The sequence below is a fragment of the Aureibacter tunicatorum genome, from assembly GCF_036492635.1.
GTDB classification, from domain to species: Bacteria; Bacteroidota; Bacteroidia; order Cytophagales; family Cyclobacteriaceae; genus Aureibacter; species Aureibacter tunicatorum.
Genome location: NZ_AP025305.1, coordinates 2436359 through 2453261 on the forward strand (window position 1 = coordinate 2436359; position 16903 = coordinate 2453261).

Consider the following 16903-nt stretch of genomic DNA (forward strand, 5'->3'; position numbering starts at 1 on the left):
TTAATATTTCATAGATTATATTTCATGAATAAGAATTCTAAAGAACAACAACACTCAAATATAGCACAGAGAAAAGCTGATGAGCGAATGAAAGCGAATTGGATGGCTGTGCAAAGGAAAAAAGAGCTCGATGGGGACGATACTACTCCGTCTTTAGATTATTTAAATCTAACAACTGCCCAATTACGAGCTGATATTGATGCGATTAAGTCCAGCGAAAACTTTCAACGGTGGAATACCCCTTCAGGTCAACTGCCAGTGCAAAAGAAAGATGATACTGGAGGATCTGGCAATCAGGGAACCACTTCAAAGCCTAATAATACAGGTTTGCCGGATAAGCTAAAAACAGGAGTGGAAAACCTTTCGGGGCATTCCATGGATGATGTCAAAGTGCATTACAATTCAGACAAACCTGCGCAACTTCAAGCCCATGCATATGCGCAAGGCACGGATATTCATCTCGCCTCAGGACAAGAAAAACACTTGCCTCACGAAGCTTGGCATGTCGTTCAGCAGAAGCAAGGAAGAGTCAAGCCAACAAAACAGATGAAAGGCAAGGTGAATGTCAATGATGATGCAGGCTTGGAGAAAGAAGCTGATGTAATGGGGGCAAAAGCTTTACAATTTATAGATAATCGGCCGGAAGGTGTTGCGCAAAGAAAACTTAACAAGTTCAAAAATAATGGTGATACAGAAATTCAACTGAAAAAATATTCAGTTGCTCGCAATCTAAATCTATCTTTGGCAACAACGGATTGGTCCGCAAAGGGGGAAAAGGGTGATGAAAAATATCAATCTGCGAAAACCCGAGCTAGAGGTCAGATGTATGCCGACTTGCGTGAAGAATATCCCATTACAAATACCGATGGAAACCATGAAGAACAGGAAAATTCAAGAGGAGTTGAATATGCACGTAAAAAATTAGAGATTGATACTGAATTTGATAAATACTCTGACGATGATATAACAGTACAGACATCAAGACCTGCCATAAAACCAAATGCTGGCAAAGGGAAAAGGCGTAAGAACAGTCAGGCAGGTCCCATTAATGAAATGGTATCGAGCATAAAATATATTGGAGCACACCTTGTAAAGCGGGAGTGGGGAGGAGCTGATAATATGTGGAATGTCGTGGCATGGCCTCAAAAAGCAGAGGACAAATGGGCTAGTATTTTTGAAACTCCAGTGGATAGCGCAGGATTAAGAGGAGAGGATCCTGGCAATGTGAAAATTGAAGTAAGGAAAGAAGACGAGGAATTAAAGCGGCCTCGTGCTAGTGAAATAATTCAGGAAGAAATTAGTAAGTTGGAAGGAGCAGATAACGAAAAAGCAAATAAACGATTACTTGAAAGTCCTACAGCTAAAAGGCTATTAACGTCGGCAAGATGGGTGTCCAACAGAGCACTGGAAAGTGTTCCAGAAGTTGCTAAAGGGACGAACTTCTTAGGAACTGTAGAGTTAAGTAGGTCTGAAACAAAATATGAAGAAGCCAAGAAAGGTGCGGAAGAGCATTTTAGAAAAAAAGCAAAAGAGGAATTGAAATCCGAAGAAGAGCTACAAATCCACTCGAAGAGTAAGGATCAATTAACTGATTCTTGGGAAGAAGAAGAAGCAAGAATGCATGAGCTCAGAAAAAAAGAAAGAAAAAGAGATTGGAAGGTAGAAACTGATTTGTATACGCCGGGATTTAAAATCGAGGACAATATTGTTGATAGCTGATCGCGAACTTAATACACTAAGAAAGAATCATTCCCATACTTATTGAATTGTTCTCAATTTCATTTAGCACTGGATGTAATAAAACAAAGTAGTAAACCTATTAATAATAAACATAATGTCGTACAAAATCGGAGATGAAATATCAGGGGGTATCGTATTCGCAATATCCGCAGATGGCGAACATGGCTTGATAGCAGCTAAAGAAGATTTGGCAGATAAGCACACGTGGTCGGAGGCAAATTATAAGTGTGATGAACTTATTTTAGACGGTCATAAAGACTGGTACCTGCCATCGAGAGGAGAGCTTAATTTAATGTACTGGAATTTAAAAAAAAATGGTCTTGGCGAATTTTCGGATGACTGGTATTGGAGTTCTATGGAACTCGACTACTATCATGCGTGGTGCCAATACTTCGGTGATGGCTTTCAAGAATGTAATGGAAAAGACGTGGACAGCAAACGTGTCCGTGCCGTTCGGGCATTTTAGTTAAAGACCTATTTTAGAACATTTAATTTGAAAGATACGAAAAGGAAATTTATTATCTATTACGGTTGTTTTTCCGAAACTAGATAATATCTTAATCAGGATTATGTTTGTCCACAGTTCCCTCATACACTCTAGGACGATTTTATTTCCCGTTTGTAAACCAGTCTATTCCTCTAGACGTCATTAGATGCTAATCAGAGATTTTTAGAAAAGATGGATAGAAGATTTTAATGGCGACTATGGTATTGGAAATGATATTTTAAAGGATAAAATAAGGAATAAAATTAAAGGAGTAGAAGTGTTAAATGTTCAGCCTGCAAACAATGCAAATAATAAGGATCTTGACGTATGAATATAAATTTAAAAGCAAAAGAATTATTTGCCCAAGGCAAGTCGCTTGCAAGTGATAAATTATTCGAAGAAGCTATATTTAGTTATGAAGATGCAGCAAAATTAGCTCCAGAATGGCCAGAACCTCTGTATGAAATAGCGTTCATCTATTTGATTCAAACAAAGTTTGATCGCGCTTTGGAATTCTACCATAAAGTAGACGCATTAAGACCAGGTGGTTACTTTACAACAAAGGTTGCTATTTGGGGATTAGAAATGGAAGTTCAAAAGAAATATCCAGAAGGTCTTTACGTTGCATTTGCGCAAGTGGATTGGACCAAAAACAAGACTCGTAGGCTCGAAATATTAGAGGAGATTGTTGAAAAATTTCCAGATTATGCACCAGCATGGAGAAAGCTATCGGATGAGTTAGAATTACCTGAAGATAGGATGATAGCAATAAATAGAGGTCTTGAATGTGAAGATTTAGATATAGAATCTAGTGGAGGATTATTAATTAACAAGGCGTTGGTTACTCAGATGTTGGGAGATAAACAAGGCGCTAAGCAACAGTTAAAGGCTTTAAAGCAAACTTCAATGAGTGATAATAATCGAGAGACTGTTGAATTTATACTTTCCACCATGAATGATTAAGCCAATCTTATTCCGGTCTAAACTAAATTAGTGATATTGACAATAAAGAATTATTTTAAACGAAAAAACAATAGTCAAGTAAGCCAAGGGGGGATTCAAGCCTGTATGAAACTCTCAATTCTACGAAGACGTAGCCAAAGGAGCTGATTGGTTGATAGAGTGGGATAGACCGTTTAGTGGGAAATAGAAGCCAAGTGGATGATTTGACATCAATGCTCAAAAAGTATGGTTGAAAATCCCTGTGTCGCAATACTTTGCGGAATGAGGTAAACATTAATGAGTTTTTTGAGTACTTATCTTGAAAGAAGGGAATGCCTAAATACAGTTTAAATGATGTTATTAGGCATTCCTAAATAGATTTTATAATAAGTTATGATTACCTGAGATGTCCAAATACATTTTTGTCTCTATGATGGAAATAGAGAATGATTTCATCAGTTTTTTTATTTTTAAAGACCTCATTTGTATGAAGCATAACGTCTTCATCTTTGAATTTAAGTAAAAATTCTTTTTTAAGTTTACCTGATTCTTTAGAAACATCCAATACATATATACATGATTCCCAATACCTATATAGGGGGTCATATTTATCTACTTCATCTACATTTTTTATATTTTCATTATCTAACCTTCCATTGTAATAAATTAAAAAGTTATTGTCTCTTTCAATTCCAATGTATGAACTCATTGGATATGTGCTTGAAATGCTTGTTTGTCTTTTTATAATGTTATGAGACCAGAGAAAGTTGAAGTCTTCATCCACTTTTATAATAATTAAGTTCTCTCTGCTTGATGTGCTTACATCATACCTTCCTCCCATCATTGAATAGTACATTGTATTAAGTTTTTCAATGAATAGGTATGAATTGTTTTTTTCATGAATAACTTCATTTATAACATAGTTATGAAACATAATACTGTTATTTACATCTTTGCCTTTTTGCAATTTCTTTTTTTCTTTTTCTCCGAGAAGGCTATTTGCAAACGGTTCCGTTAAAGGAACTTTCTTTAGTATCGCTACCTTATCATTTGAGTCAATATGACTGTAGCCAATTCCTTGAAAGTTTTTAGCTGTTTTGTTGGAATAAATACAGTTGATTTTGATTTCACTTCCTGATTGAGAAAAATGTAAATTATTTATAAATGTAGTTTTATTATATAAATTATTTAATTTTTTCAAACCTTGATCGCAACGATATATTTCATAGTTATAATTGGGCGTATTTTCATCTCCCTTATTTTTATGTTTATACTTTTTAACACCAAGGTAAATTTCACCATTATTAGTTATTATTTCTGCATCTAAAGTTGCGTAACCTTTGATATCTGATTTTTGATGATTTATTAGATTTAGATTGCTATCAAATGCTGCAATATCAATCGGTAAATGATCCGCTCTTTTATCATAATAATCAAAATATCCACTTTTTTGAATAGTAGCGTGTACTTCCACTGTGGATTTTTCTCCAAAATCCCCTATAAAAGCAAGTTTGCTTTCATCTTCGGATTCTATAATCTTAAAATTCACTGTATCGAAAACTCTACCTTTACTTTTTATGTCCACACTAAATAATTTTTCTTTATCGTTAAATTTTTTTAACGCTGGATTGTATTTTCTTTTATAGACAATAATTACATCACCATCTTTATCAAATAATCTGGTGATGGCAAAAAAGTCGTCAGATACTTGGCGAGTTGTCATAAGACTTTCATGTTTTTCAAATTCAATTTCAAGAACTGTTTTTCTCTCTAGAGTTGAACTAAATTCTTCTATAGCATATTCCGTTTTTTTACCGTAAGGATTATTAAGTTGCTCAACTAAAAAGGTTTCTCCTTTTGTATCTAGTTGGTAATATGTTCGATCTCTATAATCCTTTTCTTTAAATGGCTGTCCAAAATCAATTTTTTTAAGTAATTGATTTTGAGAATTTGCGTTTATGCATGTCAATAGCATTATAGATAGTATTAGTGCAATATTTTTCATGGTTTTGTTGTATTTGTTTGCTCAAGTAATTGAAGGTTGATTGATGGATGCAATATAGTTTTTTTTGTGATTATTATTATTTTTAGTTGTTTTTTTGCTAATTAATTTGTTTGTAAAATAATATTTATTGTTTTATATATTCCTGTGAAAGTATATACTAAGGCTTCTGTATTCGAAAAAAATGGAATTTGAAAGAAGGTGACCTTGGAGAGTTTAAAATCCCTATCGTTACTTCCAGCGATTCCTTTACTGAAGAAGAGTGGCTAAGAATGAAACAAATTGCTGATAATCTTGAGAAGTCTCTTCACAAGAAAAGAGCTGTTAGTTTTTAACAAAAAAAAGGACTAGCATCATATTAAGAATGTACTAGCCCTCCTTTTAATTCATTATACAAATAAACTATATTCACCCTTCTTAATCCTTAGCAATGTCGCAATATCATTCCCTTGGTAGTACTCTTTCAATAAGCGTAAAACATCTTGGTGATTGTCTTTGATATTCTTAATATTCCATTCTTGATAGTTCATGAATACATTATTGGTATTCGCTCTTGCTTCAATACCCTCTTTGTATTTACTAACTTTTTTATGATAATCAGAATTACTCAAAGATGCATTCTTTCGTCTATCTAGTAGAATTATATTACCCAATCTATGCAACCATAAAGCATGATCTTCATCTGAGATATTCTTCCAATATTCATTCGTTTTTTTTCTAGGCATAATGTGCTCTACAGAAGATTGGGATTTATTAAACTGCATACGAGTAGAAATATTTCCTCGAATAAGATCAAGTTTTAATAGCAAATAGCGAGTTTTATTAATCCTATTACCCGCAAATCCTCCCCATTTTTCTTTATCAAGTACATCAAAAAAATCTTCCAGGTTAATTTGTTGGGTAGTGGAGTTTTCATCCTGATAATCATAATCAATAATGGTCGAATCAAAGAATTGATCACAAGCTTCTTTCAAACTTATATTTTCATTCTCAATTTTTTCGAAGCATTCATCGATTTTTCTTAAAATAGTAAAGATTCTGGTTTGGGATTGACGTTTTCCCATAAGCCAAGTAATAGAAAGTAGATTGTCAAGCTTCAAGAAATACTCAACTATTCGATATTCTCCAAATCGTTCTCTATATAACATCATAGGAGACATATATTGACTACCGAAAACAGAGGTTAATATATAATTTAGATTTGAAAATAAACAACTCGTATCCTTATCTATAAATTCACCATTAGTAATGGCTTTGTAATGTTCAATATATTTTGATACAAAATCAATCGTATCGATACCTTTTACTAATTTATCTTTTTTACGATTATATAAATGGTTAAAGGCTTTAGTTAGACTTTGATTATCATCACTACGGTATTTCATTTTTATGAAAACCAGATTCCATAAGAAGTCATCAAAATGGTTGAAAGGAGCATTGATAGTGTTCTCTAGCTCAGACCATTTTTCAGCATATTCTTTTCGGGTCTTATCGTCTTGAATTTCTCTCAGGTTTTGAGCTCTTAAGATATCACTTACTTGCAGCTGTAGCCCTCTGCTGTTCAGTACTGTAAATAGATTGTAGGCATCATCTAGATTATCAGGAGTAGCAAGAAAGAGTGCTAACACTTTAGACGAGAGATAAGTAAAGAAGCTTGCAATGCTCTTCTGAAAGTTATCACCTTCTTCTGTTCTCTTTTCCTCCCACCATTTGTGCATCGTGACTATCGCCATAGCCATGTTTCTAACGGAAGAGGATTGCTGATGATTTGTAGCTATTTGTTTGAGTTTATCAAGCTCTAATGTACCATTTTCTTTCAATAAGTAGTTAGCAAGAAATTGTTCATCATCTCTTATCTCAAACTCTATACGGTTACGAGAAGGAATTCCATCAAATTTATTACCTTCTTGGCATAGTCGTTTAGTGACAGTATCTTTTAGTTGTTTTTCCTCACCAAGGTCACGCATAACGCCATGTAATAAATATAGTGTGATGAAACGCTGTTGGCCATCCAATATGTCTTGGCACTCATAACTTGTGTCATCGGTTGTTTTCTTTTTGGTATTCCATATCATGCAACCTAAAAAATACTCTTTATCTGCACTATTATCCATCGCATGCTGTAGGTCATCAAGTAGCGTAATGACTTGCTCTTCTCCCCAAACATAAGGTCTTTGGTACTCTGGTATGTTATAAAATTTGTCGGAAGAAAATATTTCTCTTATGTATTTCTTCCCAGTGTCTAGTTTGTAATCCATATTTATTAAAAAGTATATTATGTATTTAAAGGTTCATTGTCGTAAACTGATATTATTTCATTTGTCATTGTTGATAGTATTTCCTTATCCCTTCTCCGCATCAATAAGCACACTTTCTCTTCCAAACAAGTCTTTTGAGTGCGTGAAGGCAAATTGTTCAAAAAGACTTTCCTTGTCGAATACTTTTTTGCTGAAGCTATTATTTTGAAAAAATAGAGTGTTAGACATAAAACAGTTTGTTAATTGAATTTAACACCTTTAAGAAGTTCCTTTAATGTGTAGCCTCCATCAACAGTAAGTGTATTTGTTAAAAAAGTTTCACGATCAACGTTTAATACAGTATCTGATTTTAATTGATCTTGAAAAGAGTCTAATTTATTTTTACTGAATTTATCTACTTGATCTTGTGTGAATTGTTTTCCTGAACTTGGGATGGTATTTTTTTGTCCATTATATTCCCATTTAATGGTCTTACAATCTGGATAAGTAGTGATTTTATTGTTTTCGGTTATAAAATCTTGTATAAGACGGTATTCACACCAATATTTTTCTTTTGGATGTGTAAACTTTATTTGGCAATCTTTCATTAGAATCACCTTTTTGAATGTGAGATGAATTTGCTTTATTTTATCTAATATTGTAAAAGCATTATCTAATTCATACTTGTATACAGGAGCTGATAACTCGGAATAATGTGCTTGTGGGTTTAAGATCAAAAGTTTGGACTGTTCAAAATGGTCAATTGTACTTTTAGGAACAGGACTGCCTAGGAGATTAGCTCTTTCGATAAATTTTTTCCATAAATTATTTAAAGTTATAAACTTATCGTCAGCAGTTTTAATAGTTTCGATAGGTAATTTTTCTCTAATTACTTTTTCGAACGATTTTCTAAGATAAAGAGAGCAAGTAGTATAATCTTTTTTGTCAAAATATTTCTTAGCTTTTTCTTCATCCGAATAATCACTGTCTATTATTAGAGGTTTTTCAAATTTATCTTCAGCGCAATGATGTGAATACATCTCTTTAATTTTCCATGAAGATTCTACTTTATTTTGTTTAAGTTTATTCTTTACGAAGTTGAATAAATTAATGTCATGAGTAAAAAATAGAGTTTGATAATCATTAAATTCATCCAATAAGATATCAAGAACAATTTCTCTATTTGACATGTCCAAACTGATTAGAAGATCATCTATGATTAGGAGTTTAGTGAAATTCTCAAATTTAGGTCGTTTCTTTAACATTGCTAATCTTAATGAAAGAAATATCGCTGTTAGTTTTGCTTCATTTAAAAAAGTATGAGGCCTACTTATGTTTTTTTTATTATCATCTATTTTATCGCTATTAAATTCTACTGATAAATTAATTTTAGGACTATCTAATTTTCCTTGATTCGATTTTTCAACTAAGTCATGATTAAAAGTATAATCTTCTTCTAATTCTATTGAAAAAGTTAGATTCTCATGAAATTTCTCTTTGAGATATTTATTTGCTGATTCACTGATAGTAAGTAAATAATTAGATAGTTTTTTTTTAAAATCTTCAAATTGATTTATATAATTTTTAGTTTCTTTTTTAAGAAAATGAACTTTCTTATTATTACTGGTCCATTTCGGTAAATTTATATATTCACTTGAAATATATTCCCACCATTTATTTGCAAACTTTCCTTGATTGATTCCACTTTGGAAATGATATACCTCTTCTCCAAAATCAATAAACATTAATAACTCTTTTTCAAAAAGATCAAATAAATCAGCATTTTGACTATTTCTAAAATCATAAAATTTAGAAATATATTTGTAATTTAAAAAATCAGATATTGTGTGTATCTTTTCTATTTCATTATTCCCGCCTTTAGTGTTTATTTCAGTATCAGATACAGTTTTTGTGATTTCATTTTCAGATTCGTCAATAAATACTAAATCAATTCCAGACTTGGTATCATTAGAAGCATATCTGTTTTTTAAATTTGAAGGTTTTGGTGGTGTTTCAGCTGTGAAATACTTAGTTATTTCACTATTATCATTTTTTAAATAACTTTGGAGAATTGTATAGAAAGCCCAATATACTGAGCTCTTCCCACTACCATTTTCTCCATAAACTAAAAGGTTTTTTCCTTCAAGATTTATTGTATTCGAATCATTTGCTTCTTCTCCGTAAAAAAATTTAAAATTACGTAAAGAAATAGACTTTAATTGTTTCATTTATTTATGAGTTAAAATAGGCATCAAAAGCTCTTTAAGATCAATCTTCATCAACACCAAATTATTCCTCACCTCATTATCCTTCTCTCTTAGCTTCTGATAAGCATTATGAATGATTTCTTTTTTCTGTTTAGTTTCTTCTATTCCCTCTAGGCTAGGGTAATCTCTTTCGGCATATTTTAGGAAAGTGATATTTACTAATTTAAATACTTTTTTGAAGTACAATTCGAAGACAAGACCATCAATCACTTCTTCAAAAAGTTCAGCTATATGGCTGTTAGGAACGTATTCGTTGATGGGTTCTTTTTCTTTGTATAAGAACTGAATATAATCCACCAAGATCCCCAATACTTTTTTCTCTGACTCATCTGCTTCGGGAATTGGAAGGCGTTCTAGATATGCTTTCTTATATCGAAAAGTATTTCCTCTCAAGTCTCCTCCAGAATAAAAATTCTTAAAGAAAAAAGTCGCTGGTTTAGAGTTCAATACCGCAGTCAGATAGGGTAAGGCTTCTCCTGTCATGATGAAGGAAGTCGCTTCGGGATAATAGCCTTGAGTATCGTAAATAAAAGCAGAGTCATAGACTATCTCTGCCCACATTATTTTCTCTTTTTCAAAATCCTCTAGATAGGCACAGTTTCTCAAATTATAGGGCGTAATCCCTTTATCTCCTCTATTTTTTAATTGAGAATAGTTTTGATCTAAATATGCTTTGAGTGACGGATATTGCTCAATGTCTATAGGAGGAGTATCCTTACTTTTAAGACCATTATGAGTATTAATAATCCAAAGATTTTGAGATTCGTTCTTATACCTTTTAATATCTCGCCCTCTAAGTAAAGGCTTAATGACTTCCTCAGCACTACGATCTTCCTCTATCAATCTATTTTTAGTTTCTTCATCAATAATGAAAGCTTCGTTAAAGCCTGTAAGAATTCCTCTATTAATCTCAACACCCCAATCTCTAAGAGGCTTTCCTATTTTTTCTATTTGCTCTTTTAGCTTTTGCTTCATCTTCTCTACGATAAGAAACCCTTCTTGAGAGAAATCAGAAGTAAAAGATTTGCTTTGTTTTAAGTGCTCTACGAGGCTTTTCTTTGGGTTGAATTTATGACTTAGGTCGCATACAAAAGGCTGCTTTTCATTCTTATTTTCTTTTTTGAACTGTAGGATATTGGTATAGGTCGTTGCATTTTTAAAGATATCTGCGTCACCAAAATCAATCAGTTGAGATATTAAAGTGTTTTTAAGAAAATAATCACGAGTTGCTTTTCCATAGCCTGCACGCATCCACTTATTAGAGGTGATATAAGAAAGCGTTCCGTTCTCTTTGAGTATTTGATTTCCTCTTTCGTAGAACAAACAATAAATATCCCCCGTACGAGCAAAGGTCTCAAAGCCTTGACCTTCCAAGCCTTTGGTATATACTTTGTCCAGTTTTTGAAGCTGGATGTAGGGCGGATTCCCAATCACTATATCAAAGCCTTCGAAGTTGCCATCTTCATCCAGTAGATTAGGAAATTCAAAACGCCATTCGAGCGCATTTTGGTGGACTTTGGCTGATTCAGTATCCTTTTTATTTGCTTCTAATTTTTTGAGCTTATCTTTTGCCTTTTTAATATCAGCCTTTTTCCCTTTTTGCTTTCCAAACATATCAACTTGTTCAAGATTAAAAAGGGCTCCTCTTGCATCAGCTATTTTTTGGATCTCATTCTTGTTTAACTCTAGCTTGAAAGCTGACTTTATTTCTTCTATCGTTTGTTTGAACTCTTTTTTCTTTTCATGATCTGATTCATGCAAAAAGTCATGAACCATTTGCTTATATCCCTCAAGCGTCAGGGGCTCATTTCTCTTTTTATTGATTTGCCTGAAGACATTTTCTATGGATTCATCCAGTGCATATCGATTCGTCAGAGAATCCCCTCTTACGATTTTATAGTCGAGGTTGGGAAGCGGGACGGGCTTTTGCTCATCAACAACCAAAGAGAGCCAAAACCTTAGGCGAGCAATGTCTACGGCTCCTTCTTCGATATCTACTCCATAGATGCTTTTTTCAATGATATTTTCTTTGATCTCTACAGGATCAACTTCTTTTCCTAAGCTTTCAAGGATGAATGATTTCAGATGAAATATTTCCTGTAAGAGTCCCATCGGGAAGGCTCCTGAACCTATGGCAGGGTCACATATTTTTACCTTGTCGATGGAGTCGATAACCTTTTCTAAATCTTTATGAGAGAAACTATCTGTCTGATGGTGCTTGATTAGCTTCGTAAAGTCTTCCTGATTGTATTGCTCAAAGTGAGTGTTCAGGTATTCGATCAGGCATTCCTGCGTCATATACTGCACGATTTCCTTTGGAGTATAGAAGGCACCTTTGGCATTGTTGTCTTCGAGTAGATTTTCGAAGATATTTCCCAGCATCTCAGGATCAACGGCTACGGTATGGTCTTCAGGGCTATTTTCATACACGGTAAAGTTGACACTGTTGAAAAACTCAAATAATTTTTCAAAAAAAGAAGTTGGGAAGTCAATAGTTTCATGCCCTTTAGGTTCTTGTGATTCATCAAATAAACCACCATTTAGAAAAGGGATACAAACCTTTTGTCCATCAGGCAATAAAAATTCATCATTATGTCGATTCCCATTATTAAGTGTATCAAAAAATAACGGACTTAACCATTTGCTGTAGAAATTACCTTGATTTTTTTTATCACCTTCAAATAACTTTTGGTTGATAAAATCGAGGTTTCCATCTTTATATTCATTATCAGAGGATCCAAGCCATTTCTTCTTTTGGATGAAGTATAGAAATATTAAGCGACCAAGAAGGCGCTTGATAAAATCTCTTATGTCTTTTTTTACGAGATCTTTTTTTTCCTCATCCGTTATTGGTCTCTTTTTATATTTTTCTAGAAAGAAAATCGAATCAAAATAAGTAATTCCATTTTTATCTTTAGCTCTATTATTTTCATTACTGACCCATTTTCCTCTTTTTAGTTCGTCTCCTGAAAGGAATTGAACAAATTTTAAAAAATGTTCTTTATACCCTTTAAAAAAACTTTCTGATATCGGTTCTACATTAAAAGCTTCGAAGAAATCATCCAGTTTGAGGTAAGATTGATGAAGGATTTGAAACCTTTCTACAGCCGTATGGTGTTTCTCGTTTGTCCCGAAGATATAGGTATATCTTTTGGCTTGAGTTTCTTGCCCTTCGGCTTCAGCAAAGAAATCGCTTCCTGCTTTTTTGGAGATAAAAGAAAAGCGCCACTCTTGGATGTGATCCTCATTATGAAATGTAGCCAGAGCTCCTGAGAAAGCTTCTTTTTTGATCAGGTCTTTGATCAGTTGGTTGACTGCTACTCGTTTTCTTTCGATGCGGGTGGCATCATGTATTTTGATTTCGTATATGGGCAGACGTTCTCCATCACGAGTTTTTATTTCGCCTAGTTGAGTGATGGATTGAGCGATTTTATTTTGTCTTTGGGTATCAAGACTTATTTCTTTAGGAGATAAAAGCACAGTGAGCAGATCCTTATTGTCTACGATATAGTGTAAAGTTCTGATCCAGTTTTCTCTGTTATAACCTGCCTGAAAAATGGCTCTCAGTTTTTCTTTTTTCATATTCTAGTTGTTTAGGCAAAGGTTTCTGTTAATACTAATTTTGGTGCTTCAAATTCTTTAGAAGCATTCGTTTCTTCTTCGGCTCTGAGTTTATCCAATCGGGCAATTTCTTTGATTGGGTATTTACTCATCAATTTGATCATGTCCTTGATGACTCTATCTACAGGAATCTTCTTTTTCTTTTGCTTGGTCGCATAGGTAGCGACTTCTGTCCTGAATTTCCTGAATACGCCCATATAGATCAATTTGAGTGAAGCATTTAATAGGTCTTCCAATTCTTCGGTGATCAAGTCAGGCATTTTATATTTAAAATCTATCAGACTCTTGAGAAATAATATCGCATTTCTTTCAAAAACAGATAGATTGGAGGTGTCATATTCCTCCCTTACAAAATCAAAATTATAGACTGATTTAAAGCTTTCAATGGCTTTGGCTACTGCATCAAAATGATTCTCTGTCAGGACATGGTTCTTTTCTGATTGCTCTGCTTCGAATAGCTTTACGGCTTGTACAAAGGTTAGCTCTACGCAGTTTTTATCATTGCTTAGATAAAAGCCCTCTTTGGTATTGTTACGAAGATAGCATAAGCAGGCATTTTCGATGGGGTTGCCAACGATTCTCTGCGCTTCTTCTCCTTTTACACTTGCTAGTCTTCCCACACGAGATTTTAAAGGAATTTTCTTTATTCTTCTGTAAGTGTCTATGTCCTCATTGTATAGTTCTCTTATGACTTCCAGATAGTGTAGTCTTTCGTCTATTTCTTCTTGGGGATCAAGATTACCTAATGAATTTTCGATCAGTTCTTCCTGTTCAGAATAAATCTTACTGTCTTCTCCAAAAGCGGAATGAAAACCTTGTAGTTTTTTCAGGGCTTTTTCATTAAGCTCTATCAGTTCATTGGACTGGGCAGTAGGATAAAAGTTGTAGATATAAATTTCCTTAGCCTTAGTACCAATACGATTGACACGGCCGATTCTTTGCATGAGTCGGGTGGCATTCCAAGGGATGTCATAGTTCAGAATGACATTGCTTCGGTGCAGGTTGATGCCTTCTGCCAGTACTTCAGTAGTGATGATGATATTGTAATCATTCTCTTGCTTTTTGGCATAGTTGGCATCGAAGTTTTTTCGGATGAGGTTAAACTTCTGCTTGTGGTTATTGGCACTGATGGCCAATACATCTTTTCTTCCTGACTTCTTCAGTTCATCGGCAAGGTATTGTACCGTTTCTTTGGATTCAGAGAAGATAACTAGTTTCTTTTCAAGATTTGTCTCGTTCAGTAATTCTGACTGGACAGCCTTTAAGAACTTTTCTGTTTTTGGATCATTCTTGACTTTATTCCATCGTTGTAATAAGGCTTCGAGTACCACTTGATCCTTGTGTAATCCTTCTATAAATTCGGGAGCAAAATCATCGGCTTTGTATATGGCATTATTGGGAGACTCCTCGTTGATCTCATTGATTTTCTTTTCGATATCATCTTCTTTTCCTTCATCATAGAGCTTATTGATATCCAGATCAGGAGCAATATATATCTTATCATTCTCAAACATCTCGATCATACGAGCATTGGAGGTATGAAAACGTTTCAATGATTTTTTGAAAGCAAAGAAGCTACTTTCCAGTCTTTTGACCATTTGCGTTTTCATGATCTTAGAGAGCTGACGAGAGATAAGATTTGCATTGTCATACAGCTCAGCATACTGAGGATCGATGAACTCTATCGCTCTGTATCGAAAGTATCCGATATGATCGATCAAGCTGAGCATGGAATCATGAAAAAGCGCTGTTTGATCTTCATCAAAAACATATTCTATTTTCTTAGGAGGCTTGATTTCAGGAAAAGACATTCCCTGTGCGTCAATATCCTCTTTATACCTTTTGATCTTCTGAATATCTGCTCTGGTACGCCTAATGACTAGTTCTGAAAATACCTTGTCCTTGATCGGTAAATAAATTTCTTTTACCTTATCGATTAGCTTTTGATGATCCGTTATCTTATCAAGCTTCTTATAGACCTCAATTTTTTTGGAGAAGAAAGTTTGTAAGTTCGGTACACCTTCTAAAGTGGATTTACGGGCATCCTGAAACAGGTAGATCTGATTGGCGATATCTTCAGGTCTGTTATTCAGAGGAGTCGCAGAGATCAGCATGACTTTTTTCTTTCTTCCAAGATCATGTCCAACCGTCTTTCTAGGGGTCTTGCAGATCAATTCTAACAATCCGTACATATTAGAATTAGATGAACGAAACTTGTGTGACTCATCTACTACGATCAGGTCATAATCTTCAGGATTGGCGTATTGTCTGTTATCCCCATCGATGATCTTATGAAGACTCCCATTGGAGATAAAGTCTATATAGTTGTTAAGTTCAAAGTCTTTGATGGTCATTTTCCATCCCTCTTCCAGAGCATTTGGATAGACGACCAAAACTTTGGTATTGTAGCCATTTGTCTCAATGTATTTTTTGATGATTCGGGTAGCTACCACTGTTTTGCCCAGACCAACGACATCCGCTAATATGAACCCATTATGCTTCAGCAGTTTATCGAACCCATCAAGTACAGCATCCGCTTGATACTGCAAATTGGTGTAGCCTTTGGGCAGAATATTATTTCCCTCTTCTTTACCAATGACTGCGTCACCAAAATACTCAATGAGCATCTTCAGGTACAGATCATTGGGGCTAATCTCATCATGTAAGTAGGTTTTCTTCTTTAGGTTTTGAATATCAGTAGGTAGGATATCTACTGACTCTTCCCAAAGTTCTTCGAATTCTTCGCCTGCAAATTTTACATCTTCATAGTCGGTAAGTAATACATTAAACTCATAATTAGAGTCATCATGTGTTCCTAATCCTGCATCCGTCAGGTTTGATGAGCCCGTGATGACATTACCGTTGGTATGCTCATTAAATGGATTAGGCCTAAATATATATATTTTAGCATGTAGCTTTCTCTTGCCGTGTGCTTTGATTTTTACTTTACCAGAAATAATATCTTCTATAAACTCAATGATTCCAGATTCGGTATCATTGTGATAAGACGCTTGAGCAATATCCTCTTTTATGAATTTTAGAAATTCTGATTTCGTTCGTTCAGGGTTTTCTAGGTATTTGAGTCCCTTTTTATTTGCTTCAGCGGTAAGTTCATCTACATTAATCCCCACCAAAATTCTTATTTCAGGAACTTTGTTCAGATATTTTCTCAACTTGAAATAGCCAGAAGCTCTGAAGTATCCGACCAATGCATCAAATTGATGAATGCTTTGATGGTCAAATATTCCTTGAAATTTATCTATTAGGCTGTTTTGCTTGTTATTTGTAAAAAATCTTTTGGACATTATTTATTGCTTATGATATTCACCTCTATATTAATATATAGAGGCCTTTCAAATATAAACAATTGAGAATTAATTGATAGTTTGAATAGGAATTAAATGAATGGAAAAAATTAGCTGAATTTAATTTTTAGAGTGTTTTCAATTGCTTAAAATCAATTTAATGCCATTGGTCGTATTTATGTTACTGTATCTATTTACTTTAAACATAGGCTGTTATAGATAAATGGGGGTTGCTTTGTTTTTTGTTTAAGGAGAAATATGGACATTAAAGAAAAAAGGCTTTAGATATCACTAGAGCCTTT

General features: G+C 34.0%; 10 protein-coding genes. 4 read left to right on the forward strand and 6 right to left on the reverse strand.

Annotated features, from left to right (window positions below):
• Positions 1–24 precede the first annotated feature (24 nt).
• From AABK36_RS10530 to AABK36_RS10540, 3 genes are all read left to right on the forward strand, one after another.
• On the forward strand, positions 25–1719 hold the full coding sequence (locus tag AABK36_RS10530; protein WP_309939153.1) for an eCIS core domain-containing protein: 1695 nt from the start codon (positions 25–27) through the stop codon (positions 1717–1719).
• A gap of 115 nt (positions 1720–1834) precedes the next feature.
• Positions 1835–2206 (forward strand): Lcl domain-containing protein, encoded by a 372-nt coding sequence (locus AABK36_RS10535; RefSeq protein WP_309939152.1) that lies wholly within the window; start codon positions 1835–1837, stop codon positions 2204–2206.
• 348 nt (positions 2207–2554) lie between these two features.
• Positions 2555–3190, forward strand: coding sequence for a hypothetical protein (locus AABK36_RS10540; RefSeq protein ID WP_309939150.1), 636 nt, complete (start codon positions 2555–2557; stop codon positions 3188–3190).
• A gap of 376 nt (positions 3191–3566) precedes the next feature.
• Here the strand turns inward: AABK36_RS10540 and AABK36_RS10545 are convergent, their stop codons facing one another.
• Positions 3567–5174, reverse strand: coding sequence for a hypothetical protein (locus tag AABK36_RS10545; protein ID WP_309939149.1), 1608 nt, complete (start codon positions 5172–5174; stop codon positions 3567–3569).
• 188 nt (positions 5175–5362) lie between these two features.
• Here AABK36_RS10545 and AABK36_RS10550 point away from each other — a divergent pair, with 188 nt between their 5' ends.
• Positions 5363–5506 (forward strand): hypothetical protein, encoded by a 144-nt coding sequence (locus AABK36_RS10550; RefSeq protein ID WP_309939147.1) that lies wholly within the window; start codon positions 5363–5365, stop codon positions 5504–5506.
• Between the two features lie 54 nt (positions 5507–5560).
• On the opposite strand, the gene AABK36_RS10555 is transcribed toward AABK36_RS10550, so the two are convergent.
• The 5 genes from AABK36_RS10555 to AABK36_RS10575 form a co-directional block, all read right to left on the reverse strand.
• Positions 5561–7429 carry a DUF262 domain-containing protein gene (locus AABK36_RS10555; RefSeq protein ID WP_309939146.1) on the reverse strand — a complete coding sequence of 623 codons (1869 nt, stop codon included), beginning with the start codon at positions 7427–7429 and terminating at the stop codon, positions 5561–5563.
• An 84-nt stretch (positions 7430–7513) separates the two neighbouring features.
• Positions 7514–7657: a hypothetical protein gene (locus tag AABK36_RS10560; protein WP_309939145.1), complete on the reverse strand. Its 144-nt coding sequence runs from the start codon at positions 7655–7657 to the stop codon at positions 7514–7516.
• Between the two features lie 11 nt (positions 7658–7668).
• On the reverse strand, positions 7669–9636 hold the full coding sequence (locus AABK36_RS10565; protein ID WP_309939144.1) for an AAA family ATPase: 1968 nt from the start codon (positions 9634–9636) through the stop codon (positions 7669–7671).
• Entirely contained in the window at positions 9637–13257 is a 3621-nt protein-coding gene (locus tag AABK36_RS10570; RefSeq protein ID WP_309939142.1) for an Eco57I restriction-modification methylase domain-containing protein, read from the reverse strand.
• An 11-nt stretch (positions 13258–13268) separates the two neighbouring features.
• The gene (locus AABK36_RS10575; RefSeq protein WP_309939141.1) at positions 13269–16601 is read right to left on the reverse strand and encodes a helicase-related protein; all 3333 of its coding nucleotides are present in this window, start codon (positions 16599–16601) and stop codon (positions 13269–13271) included.
• Positions 16602–16903 lie beyond the last annotated feature (302 nt).

Coding starts and splice junctions, on each gene's coding strand:
- AABK36_RS10565 (WP_309939144.1), bottom strand. CDS start 9,636: ATGAAACAATTAAAGTCTATTTCTTTACGTAATTTTAAATTTTTTTAC.
- AABK36_RS10575 (WP_309939141.1), bottom strand. CDS start 16,601: ATGTCCAAAAGATTTTTTACAAATAACAAGCAAAACAGCCTAATAGAT.
- AABK36_RS10530 (WP_309939153.1), top strand. CDS start 25: ATGAATAAGAATTCTAAAGAACAACAACACTCAAATATAGCACAGAGA.
- AABK36_RS10545 (WP_309939149.1), bottom strand. CDS start 5,174: ATGAAAAATATTGCACTAATACTATCTATAATGCTATTGACATGCATA.
- AABK36_RS10555 (WP_309939146.1), bottom strand. CDS start 7,429: ATGGATTACAAACTAGACACTGGGAAGAAATACATAAGAGAAATATTT.
- AABK36_RS10540 (WP_309939150.1), top strand. CDS start 2,555: ATGAATATAAATTTAAAAGCAAAAGAATTATTTGCCCAAGGCAAGTCG.
- AABK36_RS10570 (WP_309939142.1), bottom strand. CDS start 13,257: ATGAAAAAAGAAAAACTGAGAGCCATTTTTCAGGCAGGTTATAACAGA.
- AABK36_RS10560 (WP_309939145.1), bottom strand. CDS start 7,657: ATGTCTAACACTCTATTTTTTCAAAATAATAGCTTCAGCAAAAAAGTA.
- AABK36_RS10535 (WP_309939152.1), top strand. CDS start 1,835: ATGTCGTACAAAATCGGAGATGAAATATCAGGGGGTATCGTATTCGCA.